Origin of the sequence: Bacillus sp. MYb78, from assembly GCF_002975115.1 — a bacterium.
Taxonomy (GTDB): domain Bacteria; phylum Bacillota; class Bacilli; order Bacillales; family Bacillaceae_G; genus Bacillus_A; species Bacillus_A cereus.
On sequence record NZ_PCOB01000009.1, the window covers coordinates 141,034 to 164,666 of the forward strand.

Consider the following 23,633-nt stretch of genomic DNA (forward strand, 5'->3'; position numbering starts at 1 on the left):
GTATTGAGAAAAAATAAGGTAACGTTCACACATATATTCATTTCATGTAAAGTTAACGCTTGACTTTCCGTGCATTTTATATCAAAAAAGATAGATAATAGCAAAATTCCTGCTACATCTATCCTCGTTTTCAACACTATGATTTTAACTTTATAAACGTAACTTCCGGTAATGTTTGCATATGCTGAATAAACTCATTCTTTTCTTCTGACGATATATTTTTCAGTTGCATCCCTACCTTATAAACAGTTTCTGTACCTTGCTGTGAAGCTTCCACCTCATATGAGAGTATTGGGATGCCTTTCACTTGTAGTGTTTCTAATATTTGTTGTATCGCTTCATGTTTATTTACAAACATTTGCACTGTTATATTTTGTGGAAATAAAAATTGCACCTTAAAAATACGACTTACAATTTCTAAACCAATTAAAACGAGAATCGTCGCTCCAATGCCTACTACATACATTCCCGCTCCAATTGCTAATCCTATGCCGGCAGTAGCCCATAAACCAGCCGCGGTCGTTAATCCTTTCACCGCCTGTTTTTGAATAATAATTGTGCCTGCACCTAAAAAGCCAACTCCACTAACGACTTGTGCTGCAATCCGACTTGGGTCTAGAGACATATGCTCTTCATACACAATATCTGAAAAGGCATATTTCGAAACAACCATTATTAACGCACTTCCTACCGCTACGAGGAAATGAGTCTTTAATCCAGCTTCTTTCGATCGAATTTCTCTTTCAATACCAATCATTGCTCCTAACAAGCCAGCAACACCGATTCGTATAATAAAATCAAAATCTACACTCACGGGCACTTCCCCCTTTCATTCATTATAGATAGATAAAACAAAAATTATCACAAACATCCATTTATCAACATGAAAGAATACCACTAAAATAAACTTAATACTCCGACCGTTTTATGTTAATATTTTAAATATTAACATAAAATAAATAACTTCTAATTTTAAACCTCCACTAATTTTCTAAAAAAACAAAGGTGGATTGCATGAAATTAGGTTGAGAAATTTTAGAAAACGCTTTCACTTTGTTTCATAATTTTTTATAAAAACTACATAACTAAAGGAGCTTACTAACAATGAACCTCTCATTACTTACACCTACTACTGATTTACAAGAAGAATACTTAGATTTCTATAACGAATGGAAAGATAGCGGTGAAACAATGATCCCGTGGGTTATCACAAAAAATCCTGCCAACTTCCCAGCTATGGTTCAAGAACTTCTCGATGCGCATAACGGAATAAATATCCCTGAAACTTGGGTACCAGATTCTACATATTGGCTTGTTACAGATGAAAATAAAATTGTGGGAGCTGTTAATATACGTCATAGTTTAACCGAACATTTATTTAACGCTGGCGGTCATATTGGTTATGGCATTCGCCCTTCTGAAAGAAGAAAAGGTTATGCTACAAAGTTATTAAAATTATCGCTAGAAAAAACGAAGGAATTAAACATCGAGAAAGTACTTGTCGTTTGCGACGCAGTGAATACCGCTTCTGAAAAAACGATTTTACATAACGGTGGACTTCGTGATGATGATTTCACTGAGGAAGATGGAAATGTAGTAAGAAGATTTTGGATTGAGCTATGAAGAAGCCATCTAATGAAAATAATCTTATTATAGAGAAATATAGTAGAAGTAACGAGCTAAAAGTAAAACAACTTATTGATTTATATAATGAAGACTCTTATCTATTTAACTTATTACGAGATAGTAAAACAAAATGTGCGTATGTTGCCTGCTATAAAAAAGATGTAGTAGGCATCTTTCTCACCTGGAACAGTAGCTTCCATCCATACTGCACATACTTTCGAATATACACGAACCCTTTCTATTCAGAGCTACATATTGAACAATTCTTATTTACTGAGATTCAAAAACGAGAACAATTTAATTTACCATTCCAAACTTCTATATGGGAAACGTCAGCTCATTTAAAAGCTTATTATGAACAAAATAATTTTATTGAAATCCGAAGAACATATATGCCAATATTAGACTTACAAAAAATAGTTCCTATCGATATAGTTCCTAATTCAAATTATCATTTACAAACTTTATCAAACATCGTATCTAATAGTAACTTACTAGAAAAATTAGCCTACTTAGTAAAAGGCATTTACGAGCAAACCCACTTAGCAAATCCCGTTGCCTTATATCCTCTCGAAACTTGGAAAAAAAAGATCTTAGCTGATGACGTGTTATTAGATGGGAGCTTTCTAATTATAAGTGAAGAGAACGAAATTATTGGGTACTCTTTCCTCCATACATCGGAAAAGGATAATACGTTAGAACTAGGATGGTGCGGAACTCACACTACAGACAATTTACCATTACTAAAAATTCTCGTTTTCGAACAAATTATGTATGCAAATAAACACGGCTATTCTTTCATTCAAGGTGAATTCGATTCAACTAGTATATATGCAATGGAAATATTAAAATCCTTCCCTTTTAACCCTTGTGCTACTTGGATTACGTATCAAAAAGAAGCTAGAAAGTGATTAAACACTTTCTAGCTTCTTTTATACTGCTTCTATTTCAAACTGCACTGTAATACCACTTGGATCTACCACCGCAAACCCATTTGTAGTTTCATTTATTTCATGTTGTTTTTCTATTAATCTTTCTTTCACTTCATCTAACGCTTCTTTATGCGGTAGTACAATCGCATATACCTTTAGTCCAGTTGCATGTACTGGTGGGTGTGGATTGTTTACTCCGTTCCACGTATTTGCACCAATATGGTGATGATATCCCCCTGCTGAAATAAATAAGCAATCCTCTTCACGCTGTTGTACTTCAAAACCTACTGTTTCCACATAAAATTCATGTGATTTCTCTACATCAGCTATTCGTAAATGTACGTGCCCAACGACAGTATTAGCAGGCAAACCAGCAAACTCATAATCAACGAGTGTTGCCAATTCTTTTAAATCAAGTGGTGTACTTCCTCCTGGCCCTTCTCCCCATTGATCGCGCGGACGGTCTGCATAAATTTCAATACCATTCCCCTCTAAATCTTGCAAATAAAAAGCTTCGCTATATGTATGATCACTTGCACTATTAAACCTTGAAATTGGTAAAATTTCATTTGAATATGTATAACGCCCTTCTTGCTCAGCCGGGCTGTCAATTACATTCTTATTACGAAGAACCCCAAATAGCGCAGAAGCAAAAGCTTCACGAGTCGGAACTAAAAAGGCTACATGATATATACCAGTCGTACGCGGTTCTTGCAGTACCCCGTCCTCTAACTTTTCAAGAACAAGTAACGCGTTCTTTCCACCTTTTCCAGATAAATATGCTTTATTTCCCTCTTGCTTAATTACCTCTAAGCCTACAACATTTTCATAAAAAGCAATTTGACGCTCTAAATCTTTCACTTTAAATTCAACATGACCAATACGTGTTTTCGGATGAATTTGTACCATGAATAACTTCCTCTCTAGTTTCCTTTAATTTTTTATATCAGTTGATAGGCGATAACTCCATTCAACGAATACACCTTAATTTTGTTTTTTCGTAGCATCAACTTTTAGCCATTTTTTCGATATATCACTTAATGTGCCATCTTTTTCTAATTCTTTCAACGCTTTATTTATATCTTCTAACTTTTCACTCTTTTTTGCAAATGGAAATGCAATCTCTCCCCATTCAAGTGGACCAAATCCTATTTTGACGTTGTCCAATTTCGCCTTTGTTATAGTTGTTTCTACTTGAACTTTATCATTATAATAGGCATCGACGCGTCCAAGTCCTACTTCATTCAATTCCGCTGTCGGTTCCTCTGAGAACGTTTTAATTGTAAAAGCATTATTTTTATTTAATGCTTTTAATTCTTGCTCTCCAGCTGTACCAAGCCCGACACCTACAGTCTTACCTTTTAAATCTTCTAGCGATTTAATGGTATGATTATCTTTCTTCACCGCGAATACAGAACCAGAATACACGTACGGAATTGAAAAATCATATTTCTTTTTTCTTTCCGGAGAAACTGATAGTTCATTTGCAATTGTATCAATTCGTCCTGAATCTAATAAGCCAAATAATCCCTCAAAATCAGAAACATTCCATTCTACTTTATACCCAGCCTTTTTAGCAGCCGCTTCAATAATTTCAGCATCAAAACCTTTTACTTTCTCACCCTCTTTAAAAATAAATGGACTACGACCTGCAGATGTCCCAACTTTTACTACTTTTTCATTTGTTGTTTCGCTTGCTGTATTTGAACCACAAGCTGATAAAACTCCAACTGATACTGTTAATACTAATGTTAGTAATAATGATGATTTCCTCACAATTCTTCCTCCTAAATAACGAAATGATTGCCTTCTTCTGAAGCATTCAATTGTCGTAAAAACTTTTTCGTACGTTCATTTTGTGGGTTTCGGAAAATTTCTTCTGGTGTTCCCTGCTCTACAATAATGCCATCAGCCATAAATATAACGCGATCCGCCACCTCTTTTGCAAAATTCATTTCATGTGTAACAACAACCATCGTTATGTGCTGTCTTGCCAAGTCTTTAATAACTTGCAATACCTCATTCACCAATTCTGGATCAAGTGCGGAAGTCGGTTCATCAAACAATAATACTGTGGGATTTAAAGCCATTGCCCTAGCAATCCCTATCCTTTGCTGTTGCCCTCCTGATAACATTGTTGGATAAAAATCTTCTTTATCAGCTAAGCCTACTTGTTTTAATATTTTTCTCGATATTCCCTTTGCCTCTTCTTCACTTTTTTTCTGTACAACCGTTAATGCCGTTGTAATATTTTGCAATGTTGTTTTATTTTTAAATAAATTATAATTTTGAAAAACCATTGCCGTTTTTTGACGCAATTGTATTATTTCTTTTTTATAAAGTCTCTTCGCATGAATCTCTAAATCTTCAATTCTAATACTGCCATCATTCGGTTGTTCTAATAAGTTTAAACACCTTAATAATGTCGATTTACCCGAACCAGAAGGTCCAATAATGACTACTACTTCTCCCTTATTTACAGTAAGTGAAATCCCTTTTAGTACTTCATTATGTTTGTAAGACTTATACAAACCTCTTATCTCAATCATATATATCACCTCATTTCTGTTACAAATATGGTGCATCAAGTTTCTTTTCTAACTTTTTCTGTCCCCAGCTAATTACGATTGTAATAATCCAATATACTATCGCTACCGCTAAATAACTTTCCATATAACGATATGATTGTGCCGCTAGCATTTTCGCTTGTGCTAAAATTTCAGCCACCCCAAGTGCAAAAGATAACGAAGATTCTTTTAACAATCCAACAAAATTATTTCCAAGTGACGGTACTGCGACACGAATAGCTTGCGGAAAAATAATTTGTCGCATCGCTTGCGCCTTTGTCATTCCAACTGATAAACAGGCATCCATTTGCCCTGATTCCACAGCATTTAATGAACCTCGAATAATCTCTGATAAATAAGCAGCATTATTTAAACTTAGGCCAATTAAAGTTGCTTGCATAGCTGTAAGCACTGTAAATGTCGGAAAGATTTGTGGTAATCCGAAATATAAAACAAACAATTGAACTAATAACGGGGTTCCTCTAAAGAAAGAGATATACACTCTTGCAATTGAATATAAATATTTCGTTTTATTTTTCGTTATGATCGCCAAGCCGATCCCTATAACGAAGGAAATAATCATTGAAACTACAGTAATCCCTAAAGTTATGTATACATATTTAAATAATTGCGGAAAACTTTCTAAAAAATACGTTACATCAAACTTCACTCTATCCCCCCTCTCTAAACAAAAAACTCTTCTTATGCATATAAGAAGAGTTAAATGTGAATCCATTTCTCCTCATCTTTCAAACGCCTATTGCGTTCGCTGGAGTTAGCACAGTACTTTGATACAGCCTGTTGCTGAGATTTCATCGGGCCAGTCCCTCCATCTCTCTTGATAAGAAAACCAATAAATTTTTCCATTTATTTAGTTGTTATTATGAAGAATACACCCCATTACTAATAATGTCAATAAGAAAACTACGAATTAAATTTAATGCTTTTTTTAGACTGTCTTACTCCTATTAAATTTCCTCCTGTTCATTATATCTTGAGGTGTAATATTGATTGCACAAAAAAGCCATTAATTCTATCAAACTTAGAAATAATGGCTTTTTTATAAAGGTATTATACTTATCTCATTTTATGTACTTCAGCAACTAGCTTTCCACCCTGAATGCCCATATAAAGCTTCACAGGTGCATCATTCGTATTTTCAAATACTAAATCTAAATATGGATATGCAATTGTAGCATCTCTTCCTTGTGGAACATAACCTACCGTTTTAGAATGTGTAGTTCTCTCCACCATTTTCAGGCCAGCTTGATCTGCTGCATTGTATAAAGTTGAAGATGTTTGACAAACACCACCGCCATATCCATCTACTAATTTACCATCAACTATTTCTTTCCCTAATTGATATCCTTTATCTGGTGTCGTATCACCGATTAATGAATTAAAAGAGAAACGATCTCCTTTTGCTAACACAACTCCATTTATGCTCGCTGCTGACAAACGAATATTCTCAATACGGCCACCTGTTGAACCACCTAAGTTCGTTTCATATCTACCAATTACCGTACCATTTCCTTGCGCATCACTTAATGTTGCGACTGGTTTTTTCTCCACAATCGGCAACTGATACGTAGCATCCCACATACCAACGTTTAACAATTTATCTACTAATTCTTTTTCCATTAATTCATAAGAAGGTTTTCCTTCTTGCCAACTTCCATCAGGTGCTATACGTGAAGGAACCATTTTTTTGTCGACGCTTTTTCCAACCTCACCAACAACCTTTGTTACAGACTTTTTAAATTTCGCTTCATCTTCAAAATAGCCTAAACCAGATAAATCTAATTTTTTCACTTCAGTACCAGTTCGACCATCAACTAAACTAATAGTATCTTGCACTTCTGCTTTAGCCTCTACAGTGTGCCCACCAATATCACTTACCAATGCAACATCACTTACTTTTGCACCACAGCCACTCACTACAGCTACACATAACACCCCAACTAATATACCCTTTACTTTACGGAACAATATACTCTCTCCCTTTCCCCAACATCACTATTATGTATTTATTTCATTTTTATGTATGTTTTGTTACAATCATTTTACAATATGTTTATAAAATGTTACAAGTTATTTTTCACTCTATATAAATTACTCTTTTCTTTTATAAATGTCTATACATATTTACATAAAAGTTTGAGTTTGATAGAATTGTAACTTTTATGTAAACTCTTTCTTTTATCCAGTATATACCATCAAGCAAAAGAAATACAAATCAAAAACCCTCAAGCTATTTTTTATAAAGTGAAACTTTAATCAGTGTGGTCTTACTGCCCGTTAATGCGGGATAAAGAGAAATCCCGTCAACATAAATAGGTATTTGCCGTGCCACCGCTCCGCTTTTGCACATACATTATGGTGAATTCAACCTATTTTAAAGAAATGGAGGATTTTATTATGTATCCCTACAATCCATATGATCCATATAATCAATATGCGTACCAACAACCACAGTATGACTTACAAGCACAATATCAATCTTATATAGATCAAGCAGAGCAAACGAATCCATATGACCAAAATAGACAATTCCAACTTCCAATCTCTTTTCCTGGCACTGGAAATCGTCAATTAGAGAGACGCGTAAATGAGCTTGAACAAAGAGTACGTCAACTAGAAAATACAGTTGAGCGCCATACACGTAGACTAAACCGCTTAAACCAACGTTTACGTACGGTAGAAAACAGACTAAACATTCCATTCGCAGCATTAGAAGACGGATTTTAATCGGAAAAATAAAATTTATATAAGGAAGGGGCTCCCCCTTCCTTATATAAATTGACGAAAGTTTTTTCCATCTCTATACTGATAAGAGTTAATGAAATGAAACAAGGTGATAAATATGGATTTTGAAATAAATTATCTTTCCTTTTATGTTGTACAAGTAGAAGGAAAAGGTGAAGCAGTTGATAAACGCTACAAACATTTTCAAACTTTAGACGCTGAAGAATATGAAGATAGCTCCTTAAAAGAATTTTTGAATGGTGAGTTATTAAAAATATCGAAGCGAAAAGTAGAACGTCATGCAAAAACAGAACAAGCCCCAACAAAAATTGGTCGCTTTATTGTAGAGGAGGGGCACGAACTTGATTCAAACCCTCATTACAACCTTTTTAATCGTATTCGCTTTGCAGAAACAAAGGACAACTTTAAAGATATGAGCGAACCTCTCGTTTATACATATCTTGACACAAGCGCTGTACGCGGTGGTGTATTTTTAATTGCTCAGGCAAAACTACGCAAATACTTTGATGACCCATTCGTATTCGTAATGAAATGCGACTTCGAACCAAAGGTTGCTTCTATTTCTGATGAATCCACACTGATTCGTAACGTTGAAATGGCCATCACAACAAAGAATATGAAATCTATCCAATACCCATACATGCCTGAAGAAGGTATGGTTGAAGTAGGCGAACTAAAAATACACCAAGCATCACATGCCCGCTACTTTGAAGACTTCTTAAAATTCGTCGAATATGAACGCTCTATGCCTGAAATTATGAAAACACAAGTAATGGACATGGTATACGACCAAATTGAAGATGTATTTAAAGAAGGTACGGAAGAACGCGAACAATTCGACCAAGCGATGGAAGTATGGGCTGCCAGTCCGAAACGCGAAATTATGGAACAATTTTCAACCGAAGAAGTAATGGAAGCAACTGCCCAAATCGTCGAGCACGCTCCTGAAGTGGAATTAAAACTAAAAGCAGATCATATCTCTGTGAAGGCGTTGCTTGCGGATTTCGGGGATCAAATACATATTGCGAAGGTAAATGATCGATACGTATTAATGATTGAGGCTGATACACTTACATTTGAGAAGGGCTTCTCTCCGATTGAGTTTCTGAAGCCAGATGAGCTGCAAGATGTGATTGAGCGGATTGAGAATAAGCAACAGTATTCGTATGATCCGAACGGGATTGAATAAATCCTTCCATATATCTGTTTTTACTGGGCGCTTTTAATAAGCGCTCTTTTATTTTGAGCTTAGTTGATGTTTATATTAAAAAACGATTCTTAATAGAATCGTTTTTCCTGATTTATAACAAAAATATGCTTATTTTTAAAAATTATTATTGATCCAAGATATCAATTGTCGCAGAATCAAGTAAATTCCTTCCTTGTTGTACAAGCGTATTTCCATTAGAGTAGTCACTATATATGTTGGTAAAATGAAAACTTCACTTCACTACCTCAAATTTATTATACTCGTAAAAAGATAATTGAAAACGATATTCCGGATGCTCTCTCACCCAATCGTAGGCTTCTTCTAAAATTTCCATTTTGTTTTGTAGGTCATTAAGTTCACTACATTTGTCCTTTTTCTGTTTGCACAGAGGGCAGAATCCATTTACTATGTCGGCACTTGTCGCCCTAATAGTTTTACTTTTTAAGTCAACTACTAAACGAAGAAGAAGAGAATGCTCAGCTTTTGTAGTCACCGTCATTTCAGCAACCCCATCCTCATTCCAAAAGACACCGTTTAATTCCATCTGTACGGTGACGTCTTTAATATCCAAGTCTATCACTATCACACCTCCCTTGTATAAAACTCATATTTTACTCTTCGATTTTAATCTTTAATACACCACGCTTTAAAGATATATTAAGCTTTTTCCAATTCTTCTTCTTTGCTATGAAAGGAAGTATAATTACTGCTGATAGCGTGGTAAATATTATCCCCAAAACTACAACTGTTACAATGTTAAAGATTGCTTCCATTTAACTCTATCCTCTTTCATTTCTATGGGCTCTAATTTTATGAATGTATTTAAAAATTCTTACCACCCCTTAATTTTCAAAGCAATTATAATGGCCCAATCACAACAAATCAATTCCTATTTAATATGAATACTTTATTCATCCATCAGTATAATGATGTTAAATTTATGTAGCTAGAAATAAAGGAGAATGTCATTTAACCTCTACATTCTCCTCCATCTCAGCCAAATACCTAATCTGCCGTTCCGCTTTTCTCACTGCTGTACGAAAATGTTTTTTCAGGAGTTCTACTGTATTTTCACTTATATAATATCTTTCCGTTATACTTTCCCACGTGTCACTACTTTCAAATGTACTCCATTCAAAAGGGCGTTCTGTATTTTTCTTTAGTTCTTTAAACACCCATTTTCGCATCTTTTTTTTCGCTTTTTCCGTTAGTTTCCCGTTCTTTACAAGTTCAAGTTCACCATGTCTTTTGTATCGCTTATTAATATCTCTCTCGCTATACACTTTAAGAAGTATATTTGCTGTATTTTCGGCATCTGCTAAAGCACGGTGCTGTTTCCCTTCCCACGTTAAAGCGAGCTGTTCTACCGCAAATTGTAAACTTGGCGGATGTTCAAACAATTCCTCATATGCTTGGAAAACAAATTTTTGCAAATCAATTCTACTTTCTTTTTCTATACTGGGGCATTCAACATCATGTAATGTACAATCATGAGATAGAAAGCGATAATCTTCTTTTCCCCATGAAACAAATATAGAATCTTCTCCGATGAACTGAATAAATTTCTCTATAATTTGAGGGAATTTTTCTACATCCATTAAATCCTTCTTTGTAATACCGGTTAATTTTGTTGTATGACGAGTTAATCGTGCACTTGGTTTTACTAACTCTGAAAATTCTTCAATTATCTTCATTGTACCTATTTCTATTTTTACAGCTCCGATATCAACTATTTCTGACGGATCTTCTGATTTATACGGTCTGAAATTCCTCTCAATATCAAACACAATAAAATGTGTAGCGTTTTTCAATTTATTTACCTCTTTCTAAATTCCTTTTCACACAAACACTTTATTTTCAGTATTTATTTATTCATGTACTTTATACAAAAATACTCCGGATAAATAAATGAAAATTCAGTCTTGTTATGATATGTAAGTAGGAGGACATCTATAAAAATGCAAAAAAAAAGAAGGGCGAGCCCTTCTTTTTTCAAAAATTACTTCTTGTTTACGTTAGTAGCTTGAGGTCCACGGTTACCTTGTTCTACTTCGAAAGTAACTTCTTGGCCTTCTTCTAAAGTTTTGAAGCCTTCGCCTTGGATAGCTGAGAAATGAACGAATACGTCTTCTCCGCCTTCAACTTCGATGAAACCGAAACCTTTTTCTGAGTTAAACCATTTTACTTTACCGTTTTGCATGAAAAAAATCCTCCTACAATGTACCTATATGTACATATTCATTTTCAACCACCTTACAATAATAAGCCAGATATTAAAAAACTGCAACCCCTGAGGAGATTTAACATTGCTATCCTCCTCGGAAGTTACAGCTCATTTAAATCTCTATATTATTAAAAGTAAAATGGTTTAAACATACTATATCATATCAATATAATAAAAGTAAAGTTTTTTCTTAAATTATTTTTTGTTCCCACTGCATTGCTTTTAATTCACCTGATCCAGCTACTACATAACCATCTTTTTGATTAACAATGCGCCATCCGTGCCCTTTAACTGAATCACATACTGTAACAATACCTTCGTCAAGAAGTACACGGCACACACTACTAATACCCGCCTTATTTTGCGTTGAAGTTGTATATAAGACATGTTGGTCTACACTTAAGTCTAAATAACTACTTGCTTTCTGCTCACTTTGACATGTATGCCAATATATTTTTTCACTCGCAATACTGTCATCTATTTTACAATAAGAAATATTCCCGCTAACTCCCTTGCACGATCCACTTGCCGCTACTAAATAAGAATTGTGTAAAGTCAACGCAGAGATCATTTGATTCATCGTAATTTTAATCCTCTTTAATTTACGTGTCTTCAAATCAAAGAGCCAAACACCACCATACTTAGCATGTATTTTCGTACCAATAAATAAGTAATGTTTATATAAAAATAATGATCGAATAGACGGCGCCGCACTGCCATACTCAAGAAACGGATGAATAGTCTCCCATGTCGAACCGAAATTATTAGAAAGATACAGCGTTTTTTCTCCATGAGCAACAACAGTTCCTTGTACATTGCTACATACATTCCAACTTGTTGCTTTTGTTGGAAAACGCTGAATTGTCCAGTTCTCTCCACCATTCATACTACGAATAAAAATCCCTTCGTCACCTACACCATAAACTACATTATCTTCGCTATGTAAATCCCTAATTCGTTTTTGAAAACCATTTAAAATTCGTTTCCATTCTCCGTCTTGTTCAACAAATAAGCCATTATATGTAGTAGCTAACAACAGTTTTCCATCTCTTAACTTTGTAATAGCAGTTGCACTTAACATCGTCTCCACGTTGACACTCCCATTCTTAGAACTTCTCAGCAAATGCAATTGCAAAATTACTGCATTTTTCAACATCCTCTTGATCTTCTGGAGCTAATTCAATTTTCAGCCCTTCTTGTACAAGCTCTGCACCTCGTTCTACAAGGCGTTCTTCAAATATCGTTACCGCTTCACAAAACAGTTCATACGCCGTATCACCTGATCCGAATACCGCTACCTTTTTCCCAGCTAAATCTATATTTTCTAAGTCCTCATGAAAATCTTCCGCTTCAAATGGTAATTCACCATCGCCCCACGTATAAGATCCTAAAATGATTCCATCATAAGCTAATAATTCTTCAGCATCCATGCCTTCCATCTCTTGCAATACTACTTCATGATCAAAAGCATCTAAACTAACTTTAATTAAATCAGCAATACTCTCTGTATTTCCTGACATACTTGCATAAGCTATTAAAATTTTTGCCACTTTGGCATCCCCCTCTAACAATAAATGATTCTCATTCTCATTATATTAATAATGAGAATCAATTTCAATTGATTTTTTCTACTTTTCTTTACATTTCACATTACTTATTTCAAATAAAGTGAAACTTTAATGAGTCCTCATCAATCAGGATTTTTCAGACAGCTCACAAATAGAGGAATAAATAAAAAAAAAGCACAGATGACTATACAATCATCTGTGCTTTTTTTTACTTTTTAAAAATACCAAAAGGCTTCCCTACTGGTAAAACAACTTTTCCGAAGTGTGTGTTTAACACTGCTGCTGCTGAACCATAGAAAGATAATAATGAAATAAGAAGTTCAGAATATGCTGCTAAATTATGCATTGCGTGCGGCATAACACCTAAAGTACTTAATGAAAGACCAATAAATAAGAAATCAATAAGGACGAAGATCATAAATAATACTTTATGTGTTTCCATTGCACCAATCGTCATAAAGATTGTGAAAATCAAATATCCGATAAAGGCTACACCAAGCTGTTTTGAATCTGCAGCTTGTGCTAATTTTTCGCCAAATACTCCAAGTTGAATTAACCAAGTCATTCCAACACCTAACCAAAATAGGCCGTACGCACCAAATGCTGTCGTACCGAATGTATTGTTATGCTTTGCATCGTGAATGCAAGCAAAGATTTGTGCAAATCCTCCTAAAAAGATTGCCCATGGTAATACAAGTGAAACGCCATCTGTTAAGCCTAACTTTTGAGATGATGCTACAAGTGTTACCATCGCTAATCCAAATAGACCAATTCCAGATGGATCCGCTGTTGTCATTTTCACATGATGTGTAGTAGTTTGATTGCTCATATAAACCTCCTGATTATAAACATACTCGAATACAATACTTAAATCAGAAGCCTATGTCAATGGTTTTTTTTGTATGTTGTCAGACGTTATATTTTATAATAATTAAATATATTTCCGACCACTTCATAAGGTTTTATATTCACTTTTTCCAACTCGTTTATCGGTAGCCATAACGGAATATAACTTCCTCTACCTTCCCGCTGAAATTCCTCACCTGTTCCGCTTCCGAACACTCCGCCTGTAATATAGGCGCCATAATAATATTCATTTCCTTTATATTTTAACTTTGCAATAAGGTGCTCCACTTGTATATATACCCCTAATTCTTCGTATACCTCTCTTTTCGTTGCTTCTTCAGGCGTTTCACCTTCCTCAATCCCTCCGCCAGGAAAAACATAATATGTTTCCTCTTCTCGAATACGTTTTATAAGAGCGATTTTTCCTTCCTGTACAATGATGGCCGCCCCGCGATTTCTTATCATTTTATTACCTCAATACGAATCGCAACTGTTCCCCACTCTTTTTCTTGTTCTTTCGTATATATTTTGTATGTACTTTCTAACATTTCCTCTAAACTATCATTTTCACAATCCAATAATTTTTTATCAATTTGTTCATACATAGATTTAAAGCTCTCGTATCGCTTTATTTCCGTTACTTTTACCGTCATCATTTCTGTTGTCGTAAGATTCGTAAATACGATTTCATCGTCTTTGTTTATTAGTTGACGTTTTTTATCGTATAGGCGTACTTCATATACTTTTTTCCCTGATTGAATTGACTGAAACGGTTTATTATATAAACCCATTTCGTATCGCATACATCCCACTCCCTTTTGTTCATTTCACCTATTAATACAGTTCACATTACTACATCTTGCATATAATATTCCATACGTATCGCTTAATTGAGAAAGGAGGCTGAAGAAGCATGTTATATTTAAATCAAAAACCTGAATATAATAAATATGATATTGGTGATTATACTTATAGTAAAGTAGGGCCAACCATTTTTTCTTGGAACGATGAAACAAAATTAAAAATAGGTAAGTTTTGTTCATTAGCAGAAGAAGTCGTTTTCATACTTGGCGGTGAACATCGCGCAGACTGGATAACGACTTATCCATTTAATGCACTTTTTGATGAAGGAGCACATATTACTGGTCACCCTTCTTCAAAAGGTGATATCGTAGTCGGCAATGATGTATGGATTGGTTATCAATCCTGTATTTTATCTGGTGTTACAATTGGTAACGGGGCCATTATCGGCGCCAGGAGCGTTGTTACAAAAGACGTACCCCCGTATGCAATTGTAGCTGGTAATCCTGCAAAATTTGTTCGATATCGTTTCCCACAAGAAACGATTGACAAACTAGAGAATCTCGCATGGTGGGACTGGGACATTTCTGTTATAAAAGGAGCCATTCCATTACTACTCTCCGACAAAATCGACGAATTTTTCACCTCGCCCGAAAATGAATCTATATGATTAAAACAAAAAGAGCATCCAATTATTTTTCAGGATGCTCTTTCTGTTTTTATTTTTTATGTCCATGCAAATGATTACACGGAGAACATTGAAATGGAATCTTATCTAAGCAATTAAAGTTTGTTTCGCAAATTTGTTCAATCGTTGGAACAAATGGAATGACAACTATGTTACTTTCTACTATTTGTGTAACAGGTGGCAATACTGTGCCTACTTGATGTTCAAAACGAATACTCGCTTGATTTATATAATTTCCTGAACCATTTGGCGCGCTCTGTACTGCTACTTGGAACGAAACTGTCCTTGCTTCACCAGGATTTAAACTTCCGATAAGAAACCCTACTGCCGGGCTTACATTCGGCACTGGCGTATTATCAACTGTTACACTTCCAGGAACAAATCGAACACTACTATCTAACATATCTTGAAAACGAATATTTTGCATTACAGTATCACCCGTATTTGTGATGACTGTCGTAAACGTAATGACATCTCCAATTGTTGCTACCTGTAAATCTGCCGTTTTTACGACTGTCGTTGAGACATTTTGAGGAATAAACGGGATAACAACTGTATTACTATCACCTTCAACTACTACTGGCGGCTCATTCGGATTTACAGTTGCAAGCCCATTCGCTGTAGCAGTATTTGTAACTAAATTATTTACTTGCCCTCCTATTATTACAACTTGGAAATTAATAATTGCTGCATCATTTGGCTGAAAATCACCTAACGGAATACCAGTATTCGGATTAGCAAATGGAAGAGCTACATCATTTACCGTTACCGTACCATTTATAAATAGCGTATTCGGATCAATGATATCTGTTAACACAATATTGGTCACAGGAACTGTACTATCATTTATAACAGCGATTCCGTAAGTGACAACATCCCCTATCATTGCTACTTCAAAGTTTGCTCCTTTTGCAACAAATAAGATTGCAGTATTTACCGTCACTATAACTGTATTGCTTGTATCCATCACTGTAACTGGCGGATCCCCTGGTACTAAAATATATTCTGCTAACGCCCCAGCAACGTTCACTACTGTACCACCATCCGGAAAACTTGTAATCGTAGCTTCATATGTTACAAGTGCCGTCTCACCAACTGGTATATCAGGTATCGTAAATCCAATCTGCGGATTTAACCCCGGTTGCGGAATCCCATTTATCGTTACACTATTTGGAACGAAATCAGCTTCCTGAGATAGCACATCGATAAATTGAACATTCATTGCATCAGCAGTACCAGTATTTAATATACGAACAGTATACGTTACCGTTTCTCCTACACCAACAACTGAATGGTCTACTTCTTTTAGCATATCTAAGCTGCCTCTATTTACCGGCGTAACCGTCGTATTACTTGAATTTGTAATTGTAGACGGAGGTTCTCCTGGAATCAATTCGAAATCACCCGTTACTCTTGCTGTATTCATAATGCTACTAGAAGGCGGAACTGCGATTACATTTACTTCAAATGTAATTAATACACTATCCCCTACTGCAAGATCAGGCAATGCAAAGCCTACAAATGGATCTAAACCTACTTGCGGAATCCCATTTATTTGTACACTTCCAGGAACGAATTCTAAACTAGGTGATGGAACATCGATAAACTGAACATTCGTTGCTGTTACCGTTCCCGTATTTGTAACTTGCACACTATACGTTAACGTATCTCCTAATCGTGTCGCTTCTTTATTTACAGATTTTATAACGCTGAATCGTCCTCTATTCACTCTAGTTATCGTCGTATTACTCGGCTCTGTTACTACAACTGGTGGTTCTCCTGGCACTAAAGTAAAGCTTCCTGTTATATTTGCAACGTTCGTAATTGTTCCTGATGACGGGATGTTTGTAACTGTCGCTTGAAACGTCACTATAACTATTTCACCAACTGGGATATCTCCAACTCCAAATCCAGTAATCGGATTTAAGTTTGGTTGCGGGGCTCCATTTATCGTTACACTATTTGGTACAAATGACGCTCCTGCTGAAATGGTATCAACAAACTGAACAGCATTAGCTGTTACTGTTCCTGTATTTGTTATTTGAACCGTATACGTTAATATATCTCCAACGAGAGTAGCAACCCTATTTACTTGTTTAATAACATTAAATTGCCCTCTATTTACAGTTGTAAGTGTTGTATTGCTCGGCTCTGTTACTATAACTGGTGGTTCTCCTGGTACTAATACAAAACTTCCAGTTACATTTGCCGTATTGGCAATTGTTCCGTTTGATGGCGCACTAACAACGGTTACTTGGAAGATGACTTCTACACTTTCACCTGGATTTATATCTGGAAGCGGGAATCCGTTATTCGGATTGAATCCAGGTTGTAACACACCATCTATCGTTACACTGTTCGGCACGAATGCTATAGAGGAAGGTAATACATCACTATATTGAACATTCGTCGCTGGCACTGTCCCTGTATTTTGAATTACTGTTGTATATGTGATTGTATCGCCTACTGCAACAACCGGCTGACTTACTGATTTTAAAACATTCAAACCAGGCTCATTGATTTCTGTTAATGTCGTATTACTTGTCGTTGTTTCCGTAATAGGCGGTTCTGTTTCACTTACAGCAAATGTAGCTGTAACGTCTACAAAATTAACAATCGTTCCACCTTCTGGTATGCTTGTAACCACTTCCTGATATGTGACAAGTACAAAATCATCGACAGGTATATCTGGAACTGTAAAACCAATGAAAGGATCTAATCCTGGTGCTGGTACCCCGTTTATGCTCACACTTCCTGGTACAAATGCTACACCCGCGGAAGTAGTATCGATAAATTGAACATTCGTCGCTGGCACTGTTCCGAAATTAAAAATCAATACATCATACGTTAATATTTCTCCTACCGTCGCTACTTCTTTATCTACTAGTTTCAATGGAAAAATAAACGCTATATTAATTGTCGTAACGACTAAATTTGTTAATATCGTTTCCGTAATCGGTGGTTCCTGCGGATTTGGTTGTGAAGTAAATGTAACATCTGCATCATTTAATATGACTTCATTATCTGGAATTTCTGTAATCGTCACTTGGAATGTGACCTCAATACTTCCACCAGCGATTAATAATGGAGTAACTGTAAATCCTATTTCTGGATTTAAACCAAGTTGCTGCACTCCACCTATCGTTACACTATTGTCAACAAACGTCGTTCCTTCTGGTATGACATCTTGGAAGAACACATCTGTAACAGGGATAATTCCTACGTTTGAAATGAGCACAGTATACGTTAATACATCCCCAACGGCCCCAGTTGCAACATCAACTGTTTTTGTTGCAGTTACTTCACCAGGAGGAGGTAACGGTATTGTAACTACCGTTGTATTACTTGAATTCGTTGTTGTTACAGGTGGCTGTAAAGGATTTAATAAGAAAGTGGCTGTAGCAGATGCTGTATTTAATACTGCTCCACGTGTAGACGGTGCAACTACCGTAACTTGGAACGTTACTGTCAATGATGTTCCAGCTGCAATATTAGGAAGCGGGAAACCAACATTTGGGTCAAATCCAGGTTGTGGCGTTCCATTTATCGTTACACTATTTGCTACAAAAGTTGTTTCTAAAGCAATTGGATCAAGGAAAGAGACATTCGTTGCTGTTACTGTACCGTTATTTCGAATGACAACAGAATACGTGTAAGTTTCTCCAAGTGCTGCTTGTTGTACAGATGAAGATTTTTGTATATTTAACTGTGCTGTGTTTACTTGCGTCACTACAAAATTACTATTTGTAACAGTCGTTATTGGAGGGTTTGCTGGATTTATAAGAAAACTTGCAGTAACGTTCGATTGGTTTCTTATATTTCCACCGCTCGGAACACTCGTCACTGTAACTTGAAACGTAATCGTAGCCGTTTGCCCGACCGGAATATTTGGTACTGGGAAACCTAGCATAGGATCCGCGCCTTGCTGTACGACTCCATTTATCGTCACACTATTTGCTACAAAGGCAGTACCAGACGGAATTGGATCTTGAAAAACAATATTCGTTGCAGGAACAGTTCCTGTATTTTGAATAAGAATCGTATACGTTAACGTATCTCCTACACCGGCTTGTGGTGTATTTACACTCTTCATTACATTAAGTGATCCTACATTCACTCGCGTCACAACAATATTACTAATCGTTACAATTGTAATTGGTGGCTGAAGAGGACTTACTTGGAAATCAGCAGTGACATTCGCATTATTCGGAAGAACTCTATTTGGTGGTACACTCGTGATTGTCACTTGGAAAGTAACTGTTACCATCCCTCCTACTGGAATATTAGCAAGTGGAAATCCAGTTGTCGGGTTTAAACCTGGTTGAGGTGTCCCGTTTATTGTTACACTATTCGCTACAAAAGTGGTTCCAACTGGAATCGGATCAAGGAATGATACATTTGTCGCTGTCACCGTTCCACTATTTTGTATACGAACTGTATACGTTAACGTATCTCCTACACCGGCTTCAGTAGCACTTACACTTTTCATTACATTTAACCCTGAAGAATTCACGATCGTCATAACAGTATTACTTGGTACTGTTACAGTAATCGGCGGCTCTGTTGGATTTACAAGGAAATCTCCAGTTACATTCGCATTATTTACAACATTATTTCCTTGGGGAATTTCATCAATTAATACTTCAAATGTAACAATAACACTGGCGCCAGTAGGCAAATTATTTAATGGGAATCCAAGTTCTGGATCTGCCCCTTCTTGTAAAACACCATTCACAACTACACTATTTTCAATAAATAATGTCCCTTGGGGAATTGAATCTTGGAAAAATACATTCGTAGCTGGTACACTACCTGCATTTATGACTTCTATTGTATATACTAAAATATCCCCTACTGTTGCAACATCCGTATTGACTGCTTTCACAACTTCAAAGTTTCCTGATTGTACTGTCGTATTCACAACATTACTCGGTACATTGATTGTTACTGGTGGTTCATTCGGATTCACTTGAAAGCTTGCTGTTACATTTGCTTGATTTAAAATATCTTCATTTTCTGGATTCTGTACAATTACTACGTCAAATGTGACTACAACCGTTTGAGCCGCAGGAATATTCGGAAGAGAGAATCCTGTATTCGGATTTAGTCCACTTTGCTGTACTCCATTAATTGTTACAGAATTTGCAACAAATGAAACAGCAGAAGAAATAGGGTCTTGGAAAAATACATTTGTTAACGGAACATTCCCTGTATTTTGGACGGCAATTGTGTACGTTAAAGTATCCCCTACCGCCGCTTGCGTTGTATTTACTTCTTTTATTACATTTAAACCGCCTGTATTAACTTGTGTCACAACTGTATTCGTTTGTCTATTAATTGTTATCGGTGGCTGATTCGGAATAACGACGAAATTAGCAGATACATTTCCGCGATTCGCAATCGTACCTCCCGATGGTGTAGATGTTACTCGTACTTGAAATGTAACAGTCCTACTTCCGCCAGGAGATATATTAGCTACTGTAAACCCAGTCGCTGGATTTACCCCAGGTTGTGAAACCCCATCCACAGTCACACTATTTGCGATAAATGTCGTTCCAATTGGGATCGGATCTTGAAAAATAACGTTCGTTGCAAGTACATTTCCTGTATTTTGAATTGTTACCGTGTACGTAAGAACGTCGTTAACCGTTGCAAAAGCTTTATCCACTGTTTTTCTCGTTGTTATATCAGCTATATTAATTGTTGTAACTACAGTATTACTTGTCGCTTGCCCTGAAACTGGTTGTTGACCAGGCACTGGAGTAAAGTTAAATGTTACACTCGCACGGTTTGGAATTGGATTGACAAGAGGGTTCGATGTTACTCGAACTTGAAAGCGCACTACAGTCGTTTGCGATGCATTAATACTTCCAAGATTAATACTACTTGCTGGATTCGCTCCTGGACGCGCTACTCCATTTACCGTAACGCTATTTGCGACAAATGTTGTTCCAGCAGGGATACTATCAACAAAAATAACATTGTTCGCAGTGACGTTTCCATTATTTGTGACATTAACTGTGTACGTTAATACATCATTAAGTGTTGCCGTCTGTAAATCTACAGATTTTTGCATACTAATAGTTGCTTGGTTCACTGTCGTTTGTACTGTGTTTGAAGAAGACGTACTTGTAATAGGAGGACTACCAACGAAGGGACGGAATTGATATGACACCATTGCACGATTTAAAATAGGATTGGGATTCGGGAATGATGTTATTCGAACTTGAAATGTAACAATTCTTTGCGTGTTATTTGGGATTGTACCTAAATTAATTCCATTAGCAGGGTTTGCATTCGGCTGTGTTACTCCCCCTACCGTAACACTACCTGCAACAAACGTCGTTCCGTTCGGAATACTATCACGTAATACAACGTTTTCTGCACTTCCTGTTCCTGTATTTGGGACCGTAATTGTATAAGTGAGAGTATCCCCTACCCCCGCGACTGTTCTATTAACTGATTTAACAGGATTAATAATTGGACCTGTTGCATCAATTTGAACACCAAAACCAGCTGCTGCGTATCCATCTCCATTTGTAACAAATCGAACCGTTGCTGATGTTTGACTGTTTACTAAAGATGAGGAGGCATCTACATTCGTAATATCCCACCCTTGTCTTCGGACGGCCAAAGCTACCCCTAACGGCTGATTCAAATCTCCAAACGTGCCGCTCGTATCTAAATTTCCACTATCATTACAAATTTGTGACTGAAAGAAATTATTCGCAGGATTTCTCGGTCCGAATAATGCAACTGTAGCATTTGCATTCGGCCCAAAGCGAAGTTGATCTCCAACAATGTTAGAATCACCTTCTTGAGCAGTTACGAGCACTCTTCCTGTAACAGCTCCTGTTGCCGGCGTAGCAAAACCTGAAATTGTAGCATCAACTGGCGGGGATGAAGCATCGATAATTTCTTGACCTGCATATACTGACAAATTTCGAAGTGGTAAACTTGCATTTTGATACACAACCTCAAGCGTCCATCCAGCTGAACGACTGATTGTTGGGTCGGCTGAAGTTCTTGCAGCTGGCACAGCACCCGTTGTATATGTGCCTGCTCCACCTGCACTAACAAGATTTGTTACATTGGCAGAGCGAGCATAATAAAACTGATTTCCTACTGAACCTTGCTGCGCGGTAGCAGGATCTGGCGTAACAGAAAACGTCCCTGCTGGCGTTGTAAATGTAATGTTATCATTTAAAAATGGTAACACATCTTCCGTATCAGTCCGGAAAGTACCAGCCCAAACTAATTCTGCATATAATACACTGCTTCCCGCTGGAAGATTTAAAATTGCACTTGAAGAATTCAATTGCCATTCATCTGTTGTCCCTGCTGGGAACCCTGGTACTTGCAATGCTGTATTTACTGTCGTAAACACAGCAAGTGTACCAAAAATATTACCTGGTGCAGGTGATGTAGGGCTAAGTCCCAGCGTATTCCCAGTAAACGTGACGGCACCAGGTACTGTTGTCGTAAACCTATTTATAAAAGGCACACAATCATCTCATTTCAATTATAGTAAAAAGTGCTCTATACTATAAAATGTAGACAAACTATACAATGTACGTTGTCCAACAAAATTCCGCACATATGGGAGGGGTTTATAAAACTATGCGCTACGTTATCATAACAGGAACTTCACAAGGTTTAGGTGAGGCAATCGCTACGCAATTATTAGAAAAAAATACAACTGTCATCTCTATTTCTAGAAGAGAAAATAAAGAGCTTACAAAACTTGCAGAGCAATATAACAGCAATTTCATTTTTCTTTCCCTAGATCTTCAAGATGTACATAACTTAGAAACTAACTTTAAAGAGATCATTTCATCTATTAAAAAAGACAATGTATCCTCTATTCATTTAATTAATAATGCGGGTACAGTTGCACCTATGAAGCCAATTGAAAAAGCTGAAAGTGAACAATTCATTACGAACGTTCACATTAATTTACTTGCACCTATGATTCTTACATCTACATTTATGAAACATACGAAAGACTGGAAAGTAGATAAACGCGTTATTAACATTTCATCTGGTGCAGGAAAAAACCCTTACTTTGGCTGGGGCGCTTATTGTACAACGAAAGCTGGTGTAAATATGTTTACACAGTGCGTAGCAACTGAAGAAGTAGAAAAAGAATATCCAGTAAAAATCGTCGCTTTTGCACCTGGTGTTGTTGATACTAATATGCAATCACAAATTCGTGAAACAAATAAAGAAGATTTCATAAATTTGGACCGCTTCATTGCATTAAAAGAAGAAGGAAAACTATTATCACCTGAATATGTTGCGAAAGCTATTCGTAACTTACTAGAAACTGAGGACTTCCCTCAAGGCGAGATTATTAGAATTGATGAATAACAAAAAGGTGTGCTAAAATTGCACACCTTTTTGTT

General features: G+C 36.3%; 22 protein-coding genes and 1 riboswitch. Of the genes, 6 read left to right on the plus strand and 16 right to left on the minus strand.

Going from position 1 to position 23,633, the window contains the following annotated elements:
- Positions 1–136 precede the first annotated feature (136 nt).
- Positions 137–814 (minus strand): MgtC/SapB family protein, encoded by a 678-nt coding sequence (locus CQ064_RS18490; RefSeq protein ID WP_000109724.1) that lies wholly within the window; start codon positions 812–814, stop codon positions 137–139.
- A gap of 290 nt (positions 815–1,104) precedes the next feature.
- Between CQ064_RS18490 and CQ064_RS18495 the strand changes: the two genes are divergently transcribed.
- The gene (locus tag CQ064_RS18495) at positions 1,105–1,623 is read left to right on the plus strand and encodes a GNAT family N-acetyltransferase (RefSeq protein ID WP_001054137.1); all 519 of its coding nucleotides are present in this window, start codon (positions 1,105–1,107) and stop codon (positions 1,621–1,623) included.
- Entirely contained in the window at positions 1,620–2,537 is a 918-nt protein-coding gene (locus tag CQ064_RS18500) for a hypothetical protein (protein ID WP_000743239.1), read from the plus strand. The genes CQ064_RS18495 and CQ064_RS18500 overlap by 4 nt, the downstream gene beginning before the upstream one ends.
- A 21-nt stretch (positions 2,538–2,558) precedes the next feature.
- Here the strand turns inward: CQ064_RS18500 and CQ064_RS18505 are convergent, their stop codons facing one another.
- The 5 genes from CQ064_RS18505 to CQ064_RS18525 all read right to left on the minus strand — a co-directional run bounded on the left by CQ064_RS18505 (position 2,559) and on the right by CQ064_RS18525 (position 7,114).
- Complete coding sequence (locus CQ064_RS18505) at positions 2,559–3,467, minus strand: VOC family protein (protein ID WP_000249875.1); 909 nt, start codon at positions 3,465–3,467, stop codon at positions 2,559–2,561.
- Positions 3,468–3,542: 75 nt separating this feature from the next.
- Positions 3,543–4,334: an amino acid ABC transporter substrate-binding protein gene (locus CQ064_RS18510; protein WP_001232346.1), complete on the minus strand. Its 792-nt coding sequence runs from the start codon at positions 4,332–4,334 to the stop codon at positions 3,543–3,545.
- A gap of 11 nt (positions 4,335–4,345) precedes the next feature.
- Positions 4,346–5,107, minus strand: coding sequence for an amino acid ABC transporter ATP-binding protein (locus CQ064_RS18515; RefSeq protein WP_000570167.1), 762 nt, complete (start codon positions 5,105–5,107; stop codon positions 4,346–4,348).
- Between the two features lie 19 nt (positions 5,108–5,126).
- A complete protein-coding gene (locus CQ064_RS18520) occupies positions 5,127–5,795 on the minus strand; it encodes an amino acid ABC transporter permease (protein WP_000667177.1) in 669 nt (222 codons plus the stop codon).
- Positions 5,796–5,864: 69 nt separating this feature from the next.
- Positions 5,865–5,973, minus strand: a riboswitch (SAM riboswitch).
- Between the two features lie 229 nt (positions 5,974–6,202).
- The gene (locus tag CQ064_RS18525) at positions 6,203–7,114 is read right to left on the minus strand and encodes a VanW family protein (RefSeq protein WP_000488980.1); all 912 of its coding nucleotides are present in this window, start codon (positions 7,112–7,114) and stop codon (positions 6,203–6,205) included.
- A 429-nt stretch (positions 7,115–7,543) separates the two neighbouring features.
- Between CQ064_RS18525 and CQ064_RS18530 the strand changes: the two genes are divergently transcribed.
- On the plus strand, positions 7,544–7,873 hold the full coding sequence (locus CQ064_RS18530) for a hypothetical protein (protein WP_000283711.1): 330 nt from the start codon (positions 7,544–7,546) through the stop codon (positions 7,871–7,873).
- Positions 7,874–7,988: 115 nt separating this feature from the next.
- The gene (locus CQ064_RS18535; protein ID WP_000345038.1) at positions 7,989–9,080 is read left to right on the plus strand and encodes a DUF3900 domain-containing protein; all 1,092 of its coding nucleotides are present in this window, start codon (positions 7,989–7,991) and stop codon (positions 9,078–9,080) included.
- Positions 9,081–9,333: 253 nt separating this feature from the next.
- On the opposite strand, the gene CQ064_RS18540 is transcribed toward CQ064_RS18535, so the two are convergent.
- The 9 genes from CQ064_RS18540 to CQ064_RS18580 all read right to left on the minus strand — a co-directional run bounded on the left by CQ064_RS18540 (position 9,334) and on the right by CQ064_RS18580 (position 14,542).
- Positions 9,334–9,681 (minus strand): hypothetical protein, encoded by a 348-nt coding sequence (locus tag CQ064_RS18540; protein WP_000566111.1) that lies wholly within the window; start codon positions 9,679–9,681, stop codon positions 9,334–9,336.
- 31 nt (positions 9,682–9,712) lie between these two features.
- A complete protein-coding gene (locus CQ064_RS33650; protein WP_000387294.1) occupies positions 9,713–9,874 on the minus strand; it encodes a hypothetical protein in 162 nt (53 codons plus the stop codon).
- Between the two features lie 192 nt (positions 9,875–10,066).
- On the minus strand, positions 10,067–10,912 hold the full coding sequence (locus tag CQ064_RS18550) for an exonuclease (RefSeq protein ID WP_000786413.1): 846 nt from the start codon (positions 10,910–10,912) through the stop codon (positions 10,067–10,069).
- A 188-nt stretch (positions 10,913–11,100) separates the two neighbouring features.
- Positions 11,101–11,301 (minus strand): cold shock-like protein CspB, encoded by a 201-nt coding sequence (gene cspB / locus CQ064_RS18555; protein WP_001179150.1) that lies wholly within the window; start codon positions 11,299–11,301, stop codon positions 11,101–11,103.
- Between the two features lie 214 nt (positions 11,302–11,515).
- Positions 11,516–12,415, minus strand: a complete 900-nt coding sequence (locus CQ064_RS18560) for a WD40/YVTN/BNR-like repeat-containing protein (protein ID WP_000449497.1) — start codon at positions 12,413–12,415, stop codon at positions 11,516–11,518.
- 16 nt (positions 12,416–12,431) lie between these two features.
- Positions 12,432–12,875 (minus strand): flavodoxin, encoded by a 444-nt coding sequence (locus CQ064_RS18565; RefSeq protein ID WP_001062759.1) that lies wholly within the window; start codon positions 12,873–12,875, stop codon positions 12,432–12,434.
- A gap of 226 nt (positions 12,876–13,101) precedes the next feature.
- On the minus strand, positions 13,102–13,722 hold the full coding sequence (locus CQ064_RS18570; RefSeq protein ID WP_000070938.1) for an acetate uptake transporter: 621 nt from the start codon (positions 13,720–13,722) through the stop codon (positions 13,102–13,104).
- A gap of 86 nt (positions 13,723–13,808) precedes the next feature.
- Complete coding sequence (locus CQ064_RS18575; RefSeq protein WP_000620832.1) at positions 13,809–14,204, minus strand: NUDIX hydrolase; 396 nt, start codon at positions 14,202–14,204, stop codon at positions 13,809–13,811.
- Positions 14,201–14,542, minus strand: a complete 342-nt coding sequence (locus CQ064_RS18580) for an ASCH domain-containing protein (RefSeq protein WP_001268359.1) — start codon at positions 14,540–14,542, stop codon at positions 14,201–14,203. Before CQ064_RS18580 ends, CQ064_RS18575 begins: the two co-directional genes overlap by 4 nt.
- Positions 14,543–14,652: 110 nt before the next feature.
- On the opposite strand from CQ064_RS18580, the gene CQ064_RS18585 reads away from it, so the two are divergent.
- A complete protein-coding gene (locus CQ064_RS18585) occupies positions 14,653–15,210 on the plus strand; it encodes a CatB-related O-acetyltransferase (RefSeq protein ID WP_000966308.1) in 558 nt (185 codons plus the stop codon).
- 49 nt (positions 15,211–15,259) lie between these two features.
- On the opposite strand, the gene CQ064_RS18590 is transcribed toward CQ064_RS18585, so the two are convergent.
- Positions 15,260–22,732, minus strand: a complete 7,473-nt coding sequence (locus CQ064_RS18590; protein ID WP_001115928.1) for a DUF11 domain-containing protein — start codon at positions 22,730–22,732, stop codon at positions 15,260–15,262.
- 116 nt (positions 22,733–22,848) lie between these two features.
- Between CQ064_RS18590 and CQ064_RS18595 the strand changes: the two genes are divergently transcribed.
- On the plus strand, positions 22,849–23,598 hold the full coding sequence (locus CQ064_RS18595) for a (S)-benzoin forming benzil reductase (protein WP_001271067.1): 750 nt from the start codon (positions 22,849–22,851) through the stop codon (positions 23,596–23,598).
- Positions 23,599–23,633: the final 35 nt, after the last annotated feature.

Coding starts and splice junctions, on each gene's coding strand:
- CQ064_RS18495 (WP_001054137.1), top strand. CDS start 1,105: ATGAACCTCTCATTACTTACACCTACTACTGATTTACAAGAAGAATAC.
- CQ064_RS18500 (WP_000743239.1), top strand. CDS start 1,620: ATGAAGAAGCCATCTAATGAAAATAATCTTATTATAGAGAAATATAGT.
- CQ064_RS18505 (WP_000249875.1), bottom strand. CDS start 3,467: ATGGTACAAATTCATCCGAAAACACGTATTGGTCATGTTGAATTTAAA.
- CQ064_RS18515 (WP_000570167.1), bottom strand. CDS start 5,107: ATGATTGAGATAAGAGGTTTGTATAAGTCTTACAAACATAATGAAGTA.
- CQ064_RS18530 (WP_000283711.1), top strand. CDS start 7,544: ATGTATCCCTACAATCCATATGATCCATATAATCAATATGCGTACCAA.
- CQ064_RS18535 (WP_000345038.1), top strand. CDS start 7,989: ATGGATTTTGAAATAAATTATCTTTCCTTTTATGTTGTACAAGTAGAA.
- CQ064_RS33650 (WP_000387294.1), bottom strand. CDS start 9,874: ATGGAAGCAATCTTTAACATTGTAACAGTTGTAGTTTTGGGGATAATA.
- cspB (WP_001179150.1), bottom strand. CDS start 11,301: ATGCAAAACGGTAAAGTAAAATGGTTTAACTCAGAAAAAGGTTTCGGT.
- CQ064_RS18570 (WP_000070938.1), bottom strand. CDS start 13,722: ATGAGCAATCAAACTACTACACATCATGTGAAAATGACAACAGCGGAT.
- CQ064_RS18575 (WP_000620832.1), bottom strand. CDS start 14,204: ATGATAAGAAATCGCGGGGCGGCCATCATTGTACAGGAAGGAAAAATC.
- CQ064_RS18580 (WP_001268359.1), bottom strand. CDS start 14,542: ATGCGATACGAAATGGGTTTATATAATAAACCGTTTCAGTCAATTCAA.
- CQ064_RS18585 (WP_000966308.1), top strand. CDS start 14,653: ATGTTATATTTAAATCAAAAACCTGAATATAATAAATATGATATTGGT.
- CQ064_RS18595 (WP_001271067.1), top strand. CDS start 22,849: ATGCGCTACGTTATCATAACAGGAACTTCACAAGGTTTAGGTGAGGCA.